At 61.5% G+C, this 16,210-nt stretch carries 10 protein-coding genes and 1 pseudogene; 7 read left to right on the forward strand and 4 right to left on the reverse strand.

Features of this window, described 5'->3' with window-relative positions; translation table 11 throughout:
* Positions 1-187 precede the first annotated feature (187 nt).
* From OIU37_RS09675 to OIU37_RS09685, 3 genes are all read left to right on the forward strand, one after another.
* Positions 188-1,732: a sodium:proton antiporter gene (locus OIU37_RS09675; protein ID WP_264257328.1), complete on the forward strand. Its 1,545-nt coding sequence runs from the start codon at positions 188-190 to the stop codon at positions 1,730-1,732.
* Positions 1,733-1,993: 261 nt separating this feature from the next.
* Entirely contained in the window at positions 1,994-3,169 is a 1,176-nt protein-coding gene (locus tag OIU37_RS09680) for an efflux RND transporter periplasmic adaptor subunit (protein ID WP_182210345.1), read from the forward strand.
* The gene (locus OIU37_RS09685) at positions 3,166-6,354 is read left to right on the forward strand and encodes an efflux RND transporter permease subunit (protein WP_240605253.1); all 3,189 of its coding nucleotides are present in this window, start codon (positions 3,166-3,168) and stop codon (positions 6,352-6,354) included. Before OIU37_RS09680 ends, OIU37_RS09685 begins: the two co-directional genes overlap by 4 nt.
* A 29-nt stretch (positions 6,355-6,383) precedes the next feature.
* On the opposite strand, the gene OIU37_RS09690 is transcribed toward OIU37_RS09685, so the two are convergent.
* Positions 6,384-7,160 carry a metallophosphoesterase family protein gene (locus OIU37_RS09690; RefSeq protein ID WP_171605352.1) on the reverse strand — a complete coding sequence of 259 codons (777 nt, stop codon included), beginning with the start codon at positions 7,158-7,160 and terminating at the stop codon, positions 6,384-6,386.
* A 164-nt stretch (positions 7,161-7,324) separates the two neighbouring features.
* Between OIU37_RS09690 and OIU37_RS09695 the strand changes: the two genes are divergently transcribed.
* Entirely contained in the window at positions 7,325-8,452 is a 1,128-nt protein-coding gene (locus OIU37_RS09695) for a monooxygenase (RefSeq protein ID WP_171605351.1), read from the forward strand.
* 1 nt (position 8,453) lies between these two features.
* Here the strand turns inward: OIU37_RS09695 and OIU37_RS09700 are convergent, their stop codons facing one another.
* Both OIU37_RS09700 and OIU37_RS09705 read right to left on the reverse strand, forming a co-directional pair.
* A complete protein-coding gene (locus OIU37_RS09700) occupies positions 8,454-8,918 on the reverse strand; it encodes an Rrf2 family transcriptional regulator (RefSeq protein ID WP_003542434.1) in 465 nt (154 codons plus the stop codon).
* Between the two features lie 176 nt (positions 8,919-9,094).
* Positions 9,095-9,883: an SDR family NAD(P)-dependent oxidoreductase gene (locus OIU37_RS09705; RefSeq protein ID WP_182210343.1), complete on the reverse strand. Its 789-nt coding sequence runs from the start codon at positions 9,881-9,883 to the stop codon at positions 9,095-9,097.
* A gap of 141 nt (positions 9,884-10,024) precedes the next feature.
* Between OIU37_RS09705 and OIU37_RS09710 the strand changes: the two are divergent.
* Positions 10,025-10,793, forward strand: a pseudogene (locus OIU37_RS09710) (TIM barrel protein).
* Here the strand turns inward: OIU37_RS09710 and OIU37_RS09715 are convergent.
* Positions 10,790-11,809, reverse strand: coding sequence for a LacI family DNA-binding transcriptional regulator (locus OIU37_RS09715; RefSeq protein ID WP_168311708.1), 1,020 nt, complete (start codon positions 11,807-11,809; stop codon positions 10,790-10,792). The pseudogene OIU37_RS09710 and the gene OIU37_RS09715 overlap by 4 nt on opposite strands.
* A gap of 178 nt (positions 11,810-11,987) precedes the next feature.
* Here OIU37_RS09715 and OIU37_RS09720 point away from each other — a divergent pair, with 178 nt between their 5' ends.
* Both OIU37_RS09720 and OIU37_RS09725 read left to right on the forward strand, forming a co-directional pair.
* Complete coding sequence (locus OIU37_RS09720; RefSeq protein WP_168311709.1) at positions 11,988-13,913, forward strand: ABC transporter substrate-binding protein; 1,926 nt, start codon at positions 11,988-11,990, stop codon at positions 13,911-13,913.
* 86 nt (positions 13,914-13,999) lie between these two features.
* Positions 14,000-16,108 (forward strand): alpha-amylase family protein, encoded by a 2,109-nt coding sequence (locus tag OIU37_RS09725; protein ID WP_264257335.1) that lies wholly within the window; start codon positions 14,000-14,002, stop codon positions 16,106-16,108.
* Positions 16,109-16,210: the final 102 nt, after the last annotated feature.

The following is a 16,210-nucleotide window of genomic DNA, read 5'->3' on the forward strand; positions in this document are numbered from 1 at the left end:
ATGTGCACTGCACAAGGGCATGGACGGTAGATTCAGCAATGGCGGCTAAAATGCCGCAGACCGGTCAATCATACCCTGCAGTTTCCCCTTTCGCCGTTTACAAGCGCCAGATGGTAGCCGCGGCCCGGCTCCGCCCTAATTCTGCGGCAGGAACAGCCTCCGCCGGAGGCGCGCATTGGGGAGCTCGATGGCGTTCTTCGAAAGCATGCTGACGCTGCTGCTGGTAGCGATCGCCTTTCTGCAATTTTCCAGGAAATTCCGGATCCCCTATCCGACAATGCTGGCGATCGCCGGCGTCATCGTCGCGGCCGTGCCCTGGGCGCCCGAGGTCTCGATCGATCCTGAGCTTGCGCTGGCGCTGCTGATCGCGCCCGTACTTTTCGACGCCGCCTATGATCTGCCGCCGAGGACATTGAGACACAACTGGCTGCCACTGTTCTCGCTCGCCGCCATCGCCGTGATCGTGACGGCCGCAGCCGTCGCTACCGTCAGCGTGACGATGGCCGGCCTCCCGCTTGCCGCAGCCGTCGCACTCGGCGCCATCGTCGCGCCGCCGGATGCAGCGGCCGCGACCGCCATGCTCGACCGCTTCACCCTACCGCGCCAGAGCTATGTGATCCTGAAGGGTGAAAGCCTCCTGAACGACGCCGTCGCGCTGTTGATCTTCAGCGCCGCGGTGGCAGCCGCCGCAAGCCCCACCTTCTTCGCCGGTGCCCTGGCGGAGCTGGCGCTCGCCGTTCCTGGCGGCCTCATCCTCGGTTATCTCCTGGGCCGTCTCTACATGGTTGTCGGCCTGAGGCTCGCCGGCACGCTCGGCGGCACCTTGCTCGAATTCGTCGCCACTTTCGGCACGTGGATCATCGCCGAGCGGCTGCATCTTTCAGCAATTCTGGCGATCGTCGTCTATGCGATGGTGATCGCCCGCTACATGCCCGAGCGGCAGACGGCACGCCACCGCATTCACTCCTATTCGGTCTGGGAAGCCGCGGTCTTTCTGCTCAACGTGCTCGCTTTCCTGCTGATGGGCCTGCAGGCCCGCCAGATCGTCCTCGACCTCGATCCCGGCCGCCTGAATTTCGCGATCACCTTCGCCGCCATGGTCTTCGTCACCGTCATCGTCGTCCGCCTGGCCTGGGTGCTCTTCTATAATCGCGTCATCAACTTTCTCGCCGCGCGCGGACGCACGACACAAGCCGTTCCGACCTTCGCCACCAGCCTGCTTGCCGGCTGGTGCGGCATGCGCGGCCTCGTCACGCTGGCAACTGCGCTCGCTTTGCCGATCGACTTTCCCGATCGCGATATCATCCTGCTTAGCGCGCTCGCCGTCGTTCTCGGCACGCTCATCGTCCAGGGCCTGACGCTCGGGCCACTGATCCGTTACCTGAAATTCGACCCGGACACCTCCCTGGACCGCGACCTCGCCAGAGCCCGCGTCACGTTGATCGATGCGGCCCTTGCCGAACTCGCCGGCGGCGAGGACAAATCCACCCGCATCCTGCGCGACGTCTACACCTCCGAGCGCGAAATCGCCGCTGACGGAAAACACCCGCGCGAGGTCAGCAGGCTCGACAAGCAGCGCCGCAACGTCATCGTCGCGAAACGCCGCAGATTGGCAGCGATGCGCCGCGCCGACGAGATCGACGATGATGTCTTTCACATGCTGGAACAGGAGCTCGACTGGGCCGAACTCGCCGCCCTGCCGCCCGGCAGAGACGAGATCGTCGAGAGCTGATGCCCTCCGTGACATTTTGATGGATTCCGGAATCGTTACCAATTGGCATTTGCAATTTTTCGCCGCTGCCGTTTATAGTCCAATTCCATAGGGTTACGATTTTTCCGATGTGCATTGTGTGCCGGCCTTCCTTTTCCAAGGGATTGAACGCCGGGGAATCACGGGGGCAGAGACCCTCGGTCAAAGCAGCAAGACATGAACAGCATCACTTCATCTTGAGGTTGGCGGCAGTGAATCGGCCGTCGAGATTGGAGGACCGGTATGACTTACGCGCTTCGACAGATGGTGGTGCTTGGCTGTATTGCCGCATTCATGCCTCTCCCCGCGCTGGCCCAGAGCGCCCCGCCGCCCCCGCCCGTCACTGTCGCCAAGCCGGTCGTTCGCGATGTCGTCGACAGCGACGAGTTCATCGGCCGGTTCGAGCCGGTCGACGAAGTCTCCGTTCGCTCGCGCGTCGGTGGTTACCTGCAGGAAATCCATTTCCAGGACGGCGCATTGGTCAAGCAGGGCGACCTGCTCTTCGTCATCGATCAGCGGCCATTCGTAACCGCGCTCAATCAGGCAAAGGCCACACTCGAATCGGCGCAATCCACCCTGGTCTTTGCCGATGCGCAATATAAGCGCACGCAATCGCTTGCTTCGAGCGGTAGCCAGTCGGCCCAGACGCTGGATGATCGCCGCCGCGAATTCGATTCGGCCGAGGCCAATGTCCGCGGCGCACAGGCCGCAGCCGACCGCGCCTCTCTCGACATGGAATATACCGAAATCAAGGCGCCGCTCAGCGGCCGCATCGACCGCCGGCTGATTTCGGCCGGCAACCTCGTGCAGACCGACCAGACTGTGCTGACGACGATCGTTTCGCTCGACCCGATCGATTTCTATTTCGACGTCGATGAGCGCCGCCTGCTGAATTTCGCCGACACGGCGCGCAAACTGGGCAAGGACCTCCAGCAGGGCGGTGGCGGACTGGATGTCTCCGTCACGATCTCTGATCCCACTGCCAAACCATTCAAGGGAAAGCTCGATTTCGCCGAGAACCGGGTCGACAATGAGAGTGGCACCATTCGTCTGCGTGCCCGCTTCCCCAACCCCGATCTCGTCCTTCAGCCCGGCCTCTTCGGTCGCATACAGGTCGAAGCTTCCAACACCTACCAGGCTATTCTCGTCCCCGACGAGGCCATCGGTTCGGACCAGAATGAGCGCGTCGTCTATGTCGTCGCCGAAGACGGCACGGTATCGACCAAGCCCGTGAGACCCGGACCGCGTCTCTATGGCTACCGCGTGATACGCGAGGGCCTTGACGGCACCGAGACAATCATCGTCAACGGCCTGATGCGCGCCCGGCCGGGAGCAAAGATCACGCCTCAGATGACCGAACTGCCCAAGGAGCGGCAGGACACTGCGCCCGAAACCGTCGGCGCGGAGAATGGACAATGAGATTTGCTCATTTTTTCGTAGACCGGCCGATCTTTGCGGCCGTCATCTCGATCCTTTTTCTCGTGGTCGGCAGCATCGCCTACACGCAATTGCCGGTATCTCAGTATCCGGAGATAGCGCCGCCGACCATCGTCGTGCGCACCTCTTATCCGGGTGCCGATCCACAGACGATCGCCGATACCGTTTCGACGCCGCTCGAGCAACAGATCAACGGCGTCGAAGACATGCTTTACATGTCATCGTACTCCAGCGCCGACGGCGCCATGGCGCTGACGATCACCTTCAAGCTCGGCACCGATCTCGACAAGGTCCAGGTGCTTGTCCAGAACCGCGTTTCCATCGCCCTTCCTCGTCTTCCCGAGGAAGTCCAGCGGCTTGGCGTCACCACCGACAAAAGCTCACCGGATCTGATGATGGTGGTGCACCTGCTTTCGCCGTCGCACCGCTATGACCAGCTTTACGTCTCGAATTACGCCCGCAACCGCATCCGCGACGTTCTCGTGCGCCTTGACGGCGTCGGCGACGTGCAGATCTTTGGCGAGCGCCAATATTCGATGCGAATCTGGCTGGATCCGGAAAAGCTCTCCGCTTACGGGATGACATCCGATGACGTCGTCTCCGCGTTGAGAGATCAAAACGTCCAGGTGTCGGGCGGCAAGATCGGTGCCCCACCCGTCACCGGCAAGAATGCTTTCGAATATACGGTGCGAACGGACGGCCGCTTCTCCGATGTGCGCGAGTTCCGCTATGTCATCGTGAAATCGACGACATCGGGCCGGCTCGTCCAGTTGCAGGACGTCGCCCGGATAGAACTCGGCGCACAGGATTACGTCACCAACAGTTATCTCAACAACGATCCCGCAGTTGCTCTCGGCATCTTCGCCCGGCCGGGAACCAACGCCCTGGACACGGCCCATCAAGTCCAGACGCTCATGAAGGACATATCCCAGAATTTCCCGCCGGGCCTGGAATATCGTATCGTCTACGACACGACCGAATTCATCTCGGATTCGATCACCGAGGTCTATAGAACCATCGCCGAAGCGGCCATCCTGGTGGCGATCGTCGTTCTTGTCTTTCTGCAATCCTGGCGAACCGCAATCATTCCGATCATTGCCATCCCGGTATCGCTGATCGGCACCTTCGCCGTCCTGCTCGCCTTCGGCTTCTCGCTCAACATGCTCACCCTGTTCGGTCTCGTCCTCGCGATCGGTATCGTCGTCGATGACGCGATCGTGGTAGTGGAAAACGTCGAGCGTAATCTGGCACGCGGCATGACGCCGAAGCAGGCGTCCCATGTCACGATGGACGAAGTCGGGACCGCCGTCGTCGCCATCTCGCTAGTGCTGATCGCCGTGTTCGTGCCGACAGCCTTCATTCCAGGCATCTCCGGCCAGTTCTACCGGCAGTTCGCGGTCACGATCTCCGTCACCACTGCAATTTCCGCATTGAATTCGCTCACACTGTCGCCCGCGCTCGCAGGCATATTGCTGAAAACCCATGACCATGAAACCAAGCGCATGAATGTCGCATCCCGTCTGGGAAGAGGGCTTGCAAACGGCTTCAATCATGGATTCGATCGGCTGAGTTCCGGCTATTCATGGACCGTTCGGCATCTGGTCAGCAGTTGGATTGGGTTGACAGCCGCGATGGTCACCTTCGTCTGCCTGCTCGGAGCGACCTGGTACATGGGCACGAAAGTCCCCGCGGGCTTTATCCCGACCATGGACCAGGGTTATGCCATCATCGTCATACAGCTACCGGACGGAGCCTCGCTCGCGCGTACCGATGCCGTCGTCAAACAAGTGGGCGATATCGCTCGCACCGTCCCCGGCGTCGGCAATGCCGTGCAATTTGCCGGCTTCAGCGGGGCCACGTTCACCAATGCCTCGAATGCCGGCGTCGTTTTCGTCCCGTTCAAATCCTTTGCCGAACGGGAAGAAGGCGGGGAAAACGCCAACAAGATCATCGGCGAGCTTTTTGGCAAGCTGCAAAGCATCCAGGAAGCCTTCATCATTGCCATCCCGCCGCCATCCGTGCGTGGCGTCGGCAATTCCGGCGGCTTCAAGATGCAGATTTCCGATCTCGAAAACGCCGATATGACCCGCGTCCTCGGCCTCGCCCGGCAAATGATGGGGGCGGCGGCAACGACCGAGGGGCTGACCGGCGTCTTTACGACATTTTCGGATGCCAGCCCGCAATACTTCCTGGCGATCGACCGCGACAAGGCGCGCTTCCTGAATGTGCCGATCCCCAATATCTTCAACGCCCTTTCCATCAATCTCGGCGTCGCCTACGTCAACGATTTCAATGCGTTCGGCCGCGTCTACCAGGTTCGCGCCCAGGCCGACCGGCAATACCGCATGGACCGGGAGGACATCCTTGCCCTGAAGGTCCGCTCGGCGACCGGCGCGCTGGTTCCGCTCGGAACCTTGATGGACATCCAGGATGCCAGCGGCCCGGCGCTTGTCCAGCGCTACAACATGTACGTCTCGGTGCCGCTTCAGGGCAATCCGACGCCAGGCACGTCGACAGGCGATGCCATCGCCAAGATGGAGGCCTTAGCAGCCAAGATCCTGCCGCAGGGGACGACCTTCGAATGGACCGAACTCGCCTATCAGGAGACCCACACCGGCAACACCGCCATCTACATCTTCGCCCTGTCTGTCGTCTTCGTCTTCCTGGCGCTGGCGGCACAATATGAAAGCTGGGTTCTGCCGCTCGCGATCATTCTGATCGTCCCGCTTGCGGTGCTCGCGGCGCTGATCGGGGTCTCGCTGAGGGGAATGGACAACAATGTCCTGACGCAGATCGGCCTGATCGTCCTGATCGGCCTTGCGGCCAAGAACGCCATTCTGATCGTCGAGTTCGCCAGGCAGGCGGAAGACGAGGGCAAGTCACCGGTGGAGGCGGCCATCGAGGCCAGCCATCTTCGCCTGCGCCCGATCCTGATGACGGCATTCGCCTTCATCTTCGGTGTTCTGCCGCTTGCCATCGCCACCGGCCCCGGCGCCGAAATGCGCCAGTCGCTCGGCACCGCCGTCTTCTCGGGCATGCTCGGTGTGACGATCTTCGGCCTGTTCCTGACGCCGGTCTTCTACGTCGTGCTACGCGGCTGGCGCCGTAAACGGCCGGCCACTTTAGAACCAGCGAAGACAGAGCCGGTCGAGGAAGGGGTCGTCTGAGACGATCCCATCGGCTGAGGAAACGGAAGTCAGGTCGAAAACAGATGCACTCGGCCTTGCCACAAGCGAGCGACGGTGAGTTTGCCGCTGCGATAGGCGCGCGTATCGATATTGAGCCGCTTCGGCCGTATGTCGGGTTCATCGTTCGGCGTATGACCGTGAACGACGAGTTTCGGCAACGGCACCCGGCTTTCGAGAAACCGCTGGCGGATGATGACCAGATCCTCGTCCGTCTGCTCACTGAGCCGCAGCTTCGGATTGATGCCGGCATGCACGAAAATCACGCTCGGGGTCTCCAGCAGGACAGGCATCGCCCGCATGAAATCGATATGCGTCCGCGGCAGCGACTGGCGGATGAAGGCATCGAGCTTCGCGCCGGAGGGAAAGACCAGCGGTAGATGCTCCGGATCGAGGCCGTAGGATTTGAGCGACTCCGCCGACCCCATCTGCATCCAATCGTCATAGGAGATCCAACCATCGATATAGTCGAGCATGGCGACTTCGTGATTGCCGGCAAGGCAGATGCGGTCGAATCCATCAGGCGGAGGCTCCATGAGGTGGGTGATGACCTGTGCCGATTCAGGGCCGCGGTCGATATAGTCGCCGAGCGTGACAATCAGCTTACGCTCGGGCAGCCGCGCGCCATCGCGCAGGATCGCCTCCTCGGCTTTGAGAAGCAGATCGTACCGACCGTGAATGTCGCCGATCGCATAAGTTGGGATAGCGGCAATATCCAGCGTCAGACGCGGTCTCGGCTGGCGCGCCATTTTCGAAACCTCGCTGTTGCGAGCACGAGAGTCGCTCATCATATTTCTCGATCAAGGAAGCCCCACTTCACCGTAAGTAGAGTAAAGGACAAGGCAATCAAGCTGGTAAGAAAATTCAAAGCACCCGGGTTTTGTAGAAAAACCGGCCTTATCATTCGAGGGCTAATCCCTCACTCCTGTATCCGTCGAGGAAAGAGTGACCGATGGGAACGGTATCGCAGTTTCATGAGAGCCTGAGGTCTCCCGCGCATCGTATCGAAAGCGAAGAGGAGGCGATATCCACGGCCCGCGACCTCGCCGCCGCATTCCGGCATCAAGCGAGCGAACGCGATATCAACCGCATCCTGCCCTTTGCCGAGCTTGATGCGCTATCTGTATCGGGGCTGACGGCAATCACTGTTCCGCCAGACTATGAAGGGCTCGACGTGTCGAACGCCCTGCTCGCCGAAATCGTTGCAATCATCGCTGAGGGCGATGCATCGATCGGCGAGGCGCTGGAAAGTCATTTTTCTGCGCTGGAAACGCTCCGCACTCAGGCTGCCGAAGATTTGAAGGTATCGCTGTTTGCCCGCGTGCTGCTCGGCGACCGCTTCGCGGGTGCCGCCTTCACCGACGGGACCGAACTGACAGCCGAAGGCCCGGGCTACCGCCTGATCGGGCGCACGCGCCAAGTGCCCGGTATTCTCTTCGCCGACTGGATCGCCGCTGCCGCCACCGCTCCTCCCAGCCGCCCGGTGACGCTCTACCTCGCACGCGGTGAAGAAGGCGTGCAGGTGGTGGATGATTGGGACGGCTTCGGCCAGCGCACCAATGGATCGGCGACGGCGATCGTCGGAACGCTTCATGTCAATGCCGATGCGATTGCCCCTGCTCCCTCGTCCGGACATTCGACCGGCATCTCGCTCGGCCTGCTGCTCAAGGCGGGCGTCAGCCTGGGCATCGCCCGGGCCGCATGGAGCGACCTGATGACAGCAATTGGCGATCGCAGCACCAGCGTCCTTCCCCAGATCGGCGAACGCGCCATCCGCATCGAGGCAACGGCGGCAGCCTTGGAACGGGCTGGCCGCAAACTCGACATTGCCCAAGTCAATCCCGTTGAGGCCGCGATGGCGGACGCGCATTTCTCCTGCTCGGCGGCTGCAATCCTTGCCGGGGAAACGGCGCTCGACACCGCAAACGCGCTGTTCGAACTTGCAGGGGAAACATCGGCCAGCATCGGGCTCAATCTCGACCGCCATTGGCGCAACACCCGCATTCACGCGCTATCGTTGCCGCGGGATAGACTGGTGCATACCGCAGGTGAATATAGGTCGAAGCCTGGCAGCGCCTAATTCAGCTGGCGGCGGAGATCGGGAATTGTTCCTTGGCGCCGTCGATGCGGCCGCCGTCGGCGACGAACTGCTCGAGGGTCATATTGTCGAGAATGGCGGCGATCGCGTCCCGAACATCGGTCATCGAGCGCCGCACCTGACAGGTTTCCGGATCGGCACAGTCATCGCAGGCCTCATAAGCCGTACGGCTGGCGCAGCGGATCGGCGCTAAGGGCCCGTCGAGCGTGCGGATGACATGGCCGATGCGGATTTCGGTTGCCGGCCGCGACAGGGAATAGCCGCCGCCCGGTCCCTTTTTCGAGCGCAGGATGCCGACATTGCGCAGTTCGAGCAGGATCGTGTCGAGAAACTTCTTCGGGATATTGTTGCGGGCCGCGATGTCGTTGATGAAGGCGGTCTCACCCGGCGCCAGCCGTGCCAGGTCGACCAGCGCCTTCAGCCCGTATTTTCCCTTTTTCGTCAGCATCGTCGTCGCCTTGTAGAAATCGCAGTATTTATCCTGCTAATAGCAGGCAAATAGCGTCAAAAGCGTGAACATACAACAAAATAGCTATTATTTATAGCTTGTATGGGCAACGTCCACAGAAACGCCCGGCAGCCTCGAGAAAGACCGGCCGCCGCGCGCCCTGCCGGGAGTCTCGGTCAGATCGTCTTCAGCATGCCGCCATCGACGAAATAGGTCGAGCCGATGCAATAGCTCGCACGCTCCGAACTCAGGAAGACGAAGACGTTGGCCAGTTCCTCGGGCGTGCCGAAGCGTTTGGAGGCGGCGTGCTCGTTGGCGACGCTCTGCAGATAGCCTTCCCAGTTGCCGCCGGTTTCCGCCGTCAATTGCTTGGCGGTCTTGATCCAGTCGGGCGTCAGGATCAGGCCGGCATTGACGCAGTTGACGCGGATATTGTCCTTGATGAGCTCGGTCGAAAGCGTCTTCGAAAACATCATCAGCGCCGACTTGCTGACGTTGTAGATCGGCTCGTACCAAAGCGGCTGGACGGCACAGATCGAGGCATTGTGCAGGATCACCCCGCCACCGCGTTGCTTCATCTGGGGCGCGATGCCGCGCGCCAGCCGCACGGCGGCCATCACATGCAGGTCCCAATAGTCTTGCCACTTCTCATCGGGCGCCTCCATCACCGTCTCGTTCGATCCTGTGCCGGCATTGTTGATGAGGATATCGGCGCCGCCTCTTTCGGCCGCCGCCGCAATGATCGCCTCGGTTCCCGCAACCGTCGCCACATCGGCCGCGACAGCGGTGGCGCTGACGCCGTACTTCTCGGCGATACGGGCGGCTTCCGCCTCGAGCCGTTCGCCGCCACGGGCTGCCAGCACGAGGTCGGCGCCCTCAGCCGCCAGCCCCTCGGCGATCGCCAGCCCGATGCCGACCGACGCACCTGTTATGACGGCAGTCTTACCCTTCAATCCGAGATCCATGTCTTCCTCCGCAAACGGCCGGAGATCCCGGCCTGATGTGCCAAGTGTTTCGCCAATGAACCCGGGCGTCAAGCGTCCAGGCCCTCTTGCGGCAGGCGCCGATCTGTCGCATGCCTGCATCAACATGTGGGAGGAGTTTTCATGCGACGTTATTCAGCCTGCATAGAATGGCTGTTTGCCGAAGAGGGTGACAGCTTTCCCGATCGCACCGCCGCGCCCATGCGGCCGGCCTGACGACGATCGAATTCTGGCGCTGGACCGGCAGGGATCTGGATGCGATCGAGGCGGCGCTGAAGGAAACCGGCCTTGCCGTCTCCAGCCTCGTCGCCGAACCGATGATCGCGCTGACCGACGCTGCCAACCGGCAGGCCTGGCTGAAAGGCCTTGCCGAATCCGTCACTGTCGCGAAGCGTCTCGGCGCGCCGGTGCTGATTGCCCAGGCGGGCGACGATGTCCCAGGCTTGCCCCGCCAAGAACAGCGCCGGGCGCTGACCGAAACGCTGAGAGCCGGCGCCGACATCCTCAAAGGCAGTGGTGTTCGCCTCGGCGTCGAGCCGCTCAACATCCGCATCGACCATGTCGGCTATTTCCTCGATTCGACCCGCGAAGGTCTCGACATCATCGATGACGTCGCTCGCCCCGAGATCGGCATCGTCTACGACATCTACCATTCCGCCGTGATGGACGAGCGCACCGAGGAGGTGCTGAACGGCCGTCTCGACCGATCGTCCACGTCCACGTCGCCGATCACCCTGGCCGCAACGAACCGGGCTCCGGCGATATCGACCTTGCTCGACGCCTCGGCTGGATCTTCGCCAACGGTTACGACGGCGCCGTCGGTCTGGAATACCGGCCGACTAGGCCCGGCGCGGACGCAGTCAAGGCCGCGATTGCTTCGCTCGGCGGTTAAACCTCGGCGGCATCGACGCTTGCCACCACCTTGCAGGGTCCGGCCGAGCGGCGCTCGATAATGCGCGAGGCGATCATGATGCGCCGCGCCGGCATGCCCGGCAGGCGTGGATTTTCGATGCGCTCCAGCAAAAGCCGCAGCCCGACAGCCCCGCATTCCTGCCCCTCCATCCTCACCGTCGTCAGCGCCGGCGAGATCTGCGTCGCCGGCGAGTAGTCGCCGAAACCGACAACCGAAATATCGTCGGGAATGCGGTATCCCTGACCGAGCAACTCGGAAACCACGGTCAGGGCAAGCCCGTCATGGGCGCAGAAAAAAGCCGTCGGCCGGATGCCTTTTTCGGCGAGCGCCCGGAAGGCTGCGTTGAAGCCATTCTCTTCATCGAACTGCATGACATGAAGCGCAACATCCGGATAACGTTCGGCGATTTCTCGGGCACCGTAATGCCGCTCCTGGCGGCCCCGCAGGCCCGGCATGCCATAGACGTACACGATGGACCGGTGGCCGAGCCCGACCAGATACTCCAGCACCGCCTGCCCTGCCTCATGATCGGTGCCACCCACATGATCGATCTGTTCGAGCGCATCGACCCAGCCGAAACGCACGATCGGAACGCCGGTAGCACTCACCGCCGCCACTGCCTCACGGGCATGTGGACCGACGAGCATCAGCCCGTCGCAGCTGCGCGCCAGCTCTTCCAGCTGACCGGAATCATGGGTCCAGCGTACGCGCAGCGTCATGCCAAGCCGATGAGCCTCGCGCTGCACACCGTTCTGCACCTGCATATAGAGCTCACTGTTGACCGCGTCGAGATCGTGAAAGACAACCGCGACCTCACCTGCAGCACCCTGCCCGGCGGGCTTGGTATAGCCAAGGCGCTGCGCCGTCTCGCGAATCAGTGCGCGCGTCTCTTCGCTGACGCCGCTCTTGCCGGCAAGCGACCGCGATACCGCATATTTCGACAGGCCGACCTCCTTTGCGATGGTCTGCAATGTAACCCGGCCTCTGCTTCCCACGTGACACCTCAGCATTCGATTGATGCGACGCTGGCTATATCAACCGCGCCACCAAAGCAAATTTTTACACTAACGGAAACATAACGCTTTACCTAACAATATCCAAATGTAATCTTCCCCTCATCCCAGCCCGCAGCAAAAATAATGATAAGGGCGCGGATTTTTGGAGGAGATCCCTATGATCAAGCTGAAACGACGTGCGTTTCTGGCCGGGACATCGGCCGCCCTGATATTGCCGGCCCTGCCGGTTTTCGCCGCTGACTTCAAGGAAGCGGATATCTTGAAAACGAAGGTGTCAAGCGGCACCCTGCCGGCCCTGAAGGACCGGCTTCCTGAAAATCCGCTCGTCGTCAAACCGGTCGAAAGCGTCGGCAAGTACGGCGGCGACTGGAACATGGCGCTCGTCGGCGGCGGTTCGCTGTCGATGCTGTTCCGCTATCAAGCCTACGAGCCGCTGCTGCGCTATACGCCCGACTGGTCTGGCGTAACGCTGAATGTCGCCGAGTCCTTTGAGGGCGACGCCGAGTCCAAGGTCTATACGATCCGCCTGCGCAAGGGCATGAAATGGTCGGACGGCCATCCCTATACCACCGCCGACATCAAGTTCTGGTACGACACCGTTTTCACCGACAAACGCGTCGCCTTCGTCGGTCAGGATCATTGGAAGTCCGGCGGCAAGCCCGCCAAGCTGGAGATCGTCGACGAGCAGACTTTCAAGGTCACCTTCGACAAGCCGAACGGCCTGTTCCCGCTGCAGGTCGCCTGGGCAAACAACGACCAGACGACACGCACACCGAAACATTATCTCGAGCAGTTCCACATCGACTTCAATCCGAAGGCCGATGAACTCGCCAAGCAACGCGGCTTCGAAAGCTGGATCGCTTCCTTCCAGGCGGCCGCCGGTTTCCAGGATGACAACGCCTTCTTCCTGAACTCCTCGAAGAAGCCCTGCGTGCATGCCTGGATGTTCACCATAGCGCCCGGCGAAAACACCGAACGCGCCGTTGCCGAGCGCAATCCTTACTATTGGAAGGTCGATACCGAGGGCAACCAGCTGCCCTATATGGACCGTATCGTCTACCAGATGGTCGCCGACCCGCAGGTTCTGCTGTTGAAGGCCATGCAGGGCGAAGTCGACCTGATGGACCAGTATATCGCCACGCCGAACAACAAGTCGGTTCTCTACGATGCGCGTGAGCAGGGCGGTTATGATTTCTACACACTGACCTCGACCGAGGCCAATGTGATGAATTTCATCTTCAACCTGAACCACAATGACGAGACCAAGCGGAAGCTCTTCCGGAACAAGGATTTCCGTGCGGCACTCTCGACCGCGCTCGACCGGCAGTCGCTGATCGATGCAGTGCTTGTTGGTCAGGGGGCGCCTGCCCAGCCGTCGATCAAGAAGGAAGACCCGCTTTACAACGAGCAGCTCGCCACGCAGTTCACGGCCTATGACGTCGACAAGGCGAATGCCATGCTCGATCAGATCGTGCCGAAGCGCGACGACCAGAACTTCCGCCTCGACGAAAAGGGCCGCCGCCTGACAATCATCTTCGAGATCGACCAGGCGCGCGCCGTTTTCCTCGATCTCTTCCAGCTGGTGATCCCGATGTTCCAGGCGGTCGGCATCGATGCGCAGATGCGCTCGATGGACCGTTCGCTCTGGGAGACGCGCGTCCGCCAGGGCCGTGATTTCGATGCGACCGCCCACCAGTTCGGCGCAAACGGCGGCGTCGCCGCCATGCTCGACCCACGCTACTACGTGCCGACCGATGCCAACGCCATGTATGCCCCGGCCTGGCAACTCTGGTATCGCGACCGCGCCAATGCCAATGCCGAAGAGCCGCCGGAAAGCACGAAGAACCAGCTTGCGCTCTACGACAAGCTGAAGGCGACCTCCGACGCATCAGGCCAGCGCGAGGTCATGAAGCAGATCCTGCAAGGCGCCGCCGACAATTTCTATGTCTTCGGCATTTCGCTGCCGCCCGATGGATACGGCATCGTCAAGAACAACATGAAGAACATCACGAAGATCATGCCGAACTCCTTCGGCTGGCCGACGCCTGCTCCGACCATGCCGGAGCAGTTCTACAAGGTCTGAAGACCTTTATTCCAGGAGCCTAGTTAGGCGCCGGCCCCGCCGGTTGGCGCCGAGGCCCTTTTTTTGCCGATGATTGGATGAAGACGATGCTCGATGCCAGAAAACAGAATACCCACATGCTGAGGACGCCGGACTGGTTCAAGACGGCGACCCGCTGGACCCAGCTGACCTTCGTGGAAGACGATCCGGAGAAATACGACCCGGCCTTCTGGGTCGACGTCTTCAAGCGCACGAAATCGAACGCGGTCTGCCTCAGCGCCGGCGGCTACATTGCCTATTATCCGAGCGAAGTGCCCTGCCATTATGTGAGCAAGTATCTCGGCGACAAGGATATCTTCGGCGCGCTCGTCGATGCCGCTCGCAAACTCGATATGCATGTCATGGCCCGCGTCGACCCGCATGCTATCCATGACGATGCCGCCAAAGCCCATCCCGAATGGGTGATGATCAATGCCGACGGCACGCCGCGCCGTCACTGGGCCTATCCCGATGTCTGGGTGACCAATGCCTATGGCGACTACAACACCGTCTTCATGCCTGAGGTGGTCAAGGAGATCGTCCGCAAATACGATATCGATGCGGTCTTCGCCAATCGCTGGCAGGGCCACGGCGTCGATTATAGCGAAGACAGCGCCCGCCGCTTCAAGGACATGTCCGGCCACGCCCTGCCTGTAAAACCCGACGCCGAGGATCCCGCCTGGCAGGCCTGGGTGCAATGGCGCCGCCGCGTGCTCACCGACATGATCGCGCAATGGGACGATGCCGTCAAAGCGATCCGTCCGCATGCGAGCTTCATTCCGAACATGGGCGGCGCGTCTCTGATGGAATTCGACCTCTCGGTCATCGCCAGGCACTGCCCCTTCCTCGTCGTCGACCATCAGGGCCGCAAGGGCCTCGAGCTCGGCTGGTCGGCTGGCCGCAACGGCAAGCGCATCCGCGCCACCTTCCCCGACCGCCCGGTCGTACTGATCACCTCGATCGGCCCGGAGGAGGAATATCGCTGGAAGGACGCCGTCACCTCGGGCGAGGAGATGCAGCTCTGGATCAATGACGGCACCGCCCACGGCCTCTACGCCTGGTTCACCAAGTTCAACGGTGTCGTGCCCGACAAACGCTGGGTCGAGCCGGTGGCCGACGCATTCGGCCTGCAGGCAGCCGTCGAGCCAGTGCTGGAAAGTATGAAGCCGACCGCCGAAATCGCCGTCATCGATCCCTCGACGACGCTGCGCCACTGGGCGCCGGAAGAACGGCATTCCGCAGAGAAGCACGATCTCGGTCTCTACCACGCCCTCGTTGAAGCCCGCCTGCCCTTCGAGCTGCTTTCGGACCAAGTGCTGACCGAGGAAAACCTCGACCGCTTCAAGCTGATCATTCTCGCCAACGCCTCCTGCCTTTCGGATGTGCAGAACGCGGCGATCCGCGCCTATGTCGATCGCGGCGGCAGCGTCATTTCCTCCTACGAGACGTCGCTGCGTGACGAATTCGGCAAGAAGCGTGACGAATTCGGTCTGGCCGACGTGCTCGGCGCCAGATACGTCTCCGGCCCGCGCGGCATCGTCAAGAACACCTATGTTGCCCTTTCCGGCGATCACCCGATCAATCGGGGTTTCGACGGCGCCGAACGCATCATGGGCGGCACCCGCCTGATCCACGCCGAGCCGTCGGCCGATGCAAAGACTCCCTTCCTCTACGTACCCGACTTTCCCGATCTGCCGATGGAAGAAGTCTATCCGCGTGAAGACCCGAAAGGTGCTGCCGTCATCGCCCGCGAGACTGGCAAGGGTGGCCGCACGGTCTATATTCCCTGGAACATCGGCGAGATCTTCTGGGAGGTCTTTGCGGTCGACCACGCCCGTCTCATCGCCAACGCCGTCCATTGGGCACTCGGCAAGACGCCGCGCGTCACCGTCAAGGGCAAGGGCGTCGTCGATCTGGCGTTGCGCGAAAACGATGAGGGCCTGGCGCTCAGCCTCTTCAACCTCACCAATCCGATGATGATGAAAGGCCCGATTCGCGACAATTACCCTCTGGCAGCGCAGACCGTTTCGGTGGAGATTCCGGAGGGCCGATCGGTGGCGAAGGCTTGGCTCGTTGTTGCCGATCGCGCCGCAAGCTTCAGCTTCGGGAATGGCCGCGCGCAGGTGGAGGTGCCTGCTATCGATCGGCTGGAGGTCCTGCATCTCACCTGGAAATGAGATGACACGCGACGGAGGAGCGCTTTCGGCCTGGAGGGCCGAAGGCGGGTGAAGATCCGGGGGAAGCGCGTCACGGCGTTCCCGACGGGAGGAGAAACGTTT

This window comes from Rhizobium sp. BT-226, assembly GCF_025847085.2.
GTDB classification, from domain to species: domain Bacteria; phylum Pseudomonadota; class Alphaproteobacteria; order Rhizobiales; family Rhizobiaceae; genus Rhizobium; species Rhizobium sophorae.

What these genes read in the sequence shown, in the direction of transcription:
- OIU37_RS09685 (WP_240605253.1), top strand. Translation starts at nt 3,166, where the DNA reads ATGAGATTTGCTCATTTTTTCGTAGACCGGCCGATCTTTGCGGCCGTC.
- OIU37_RS09675 (WP_264257328.1), top strand. Translation starts at nt 188, where the DNA reads ATGGCGTTCTTCGAAAGCATGCTGACGCTGCTGCTGGTAGCGATCGCC.
- OIU37_RS09695 (WP_171605351.1), top strand. Translation starts at nt 7,325, where the DNA reads ATGGGAACGGTATCGCAGTTTCATGAGAGCCTGAGGTCTCCCGCGCAT.
- OIU37_RS09690 (WP_171605352.1), bottom strand. Translation starts at nt 7,160, where the DNA reads ATGAGCGACTCTCGTGCTCGCAACAGCGAGGTTTCGAAAATGGCGCGC.
- OIU37_RS09725 (WP_264257335.1), top strand. Translation starts at nt 14,000, where the DNA reads ATGCTCGATGCCAGAAAACAGAATACCCACATGCTGAGGACGCCGGAC.
- OIU37_RS09720 (WP_168311709.1), top strand. Translation starts at nt 11,988, where the DNA reads ATGATCAAGCTGAAACGACGTGCGTTTCTGGCCGGGACATCGGCCGCC.
- OIU37_RS09700 (WP_003542434.1), bottom strand. Translation starts at nt 8,918, where the DNA reads ATGCTGACGAAAAAGGGAAAATACGGGCTGAAGGCGCTGGTCGACCTG.
- OIU37_RS09705 (WP_182210343.1), bottom strand. Translation starts at nt 9,883, where the DNA reads ATGGATCTCGGATTGAAGGGTAAGACTGCCGTCATAACAGGTGCGTCG.
- OIU37_RS09680 (WP_182210345.1), top strand. Translation starts at nt 1,994, where the DNA reads ATGACTTACGCGCTTCGACAGATGGTGGTGCTTGGCTGTATTGCCGCA.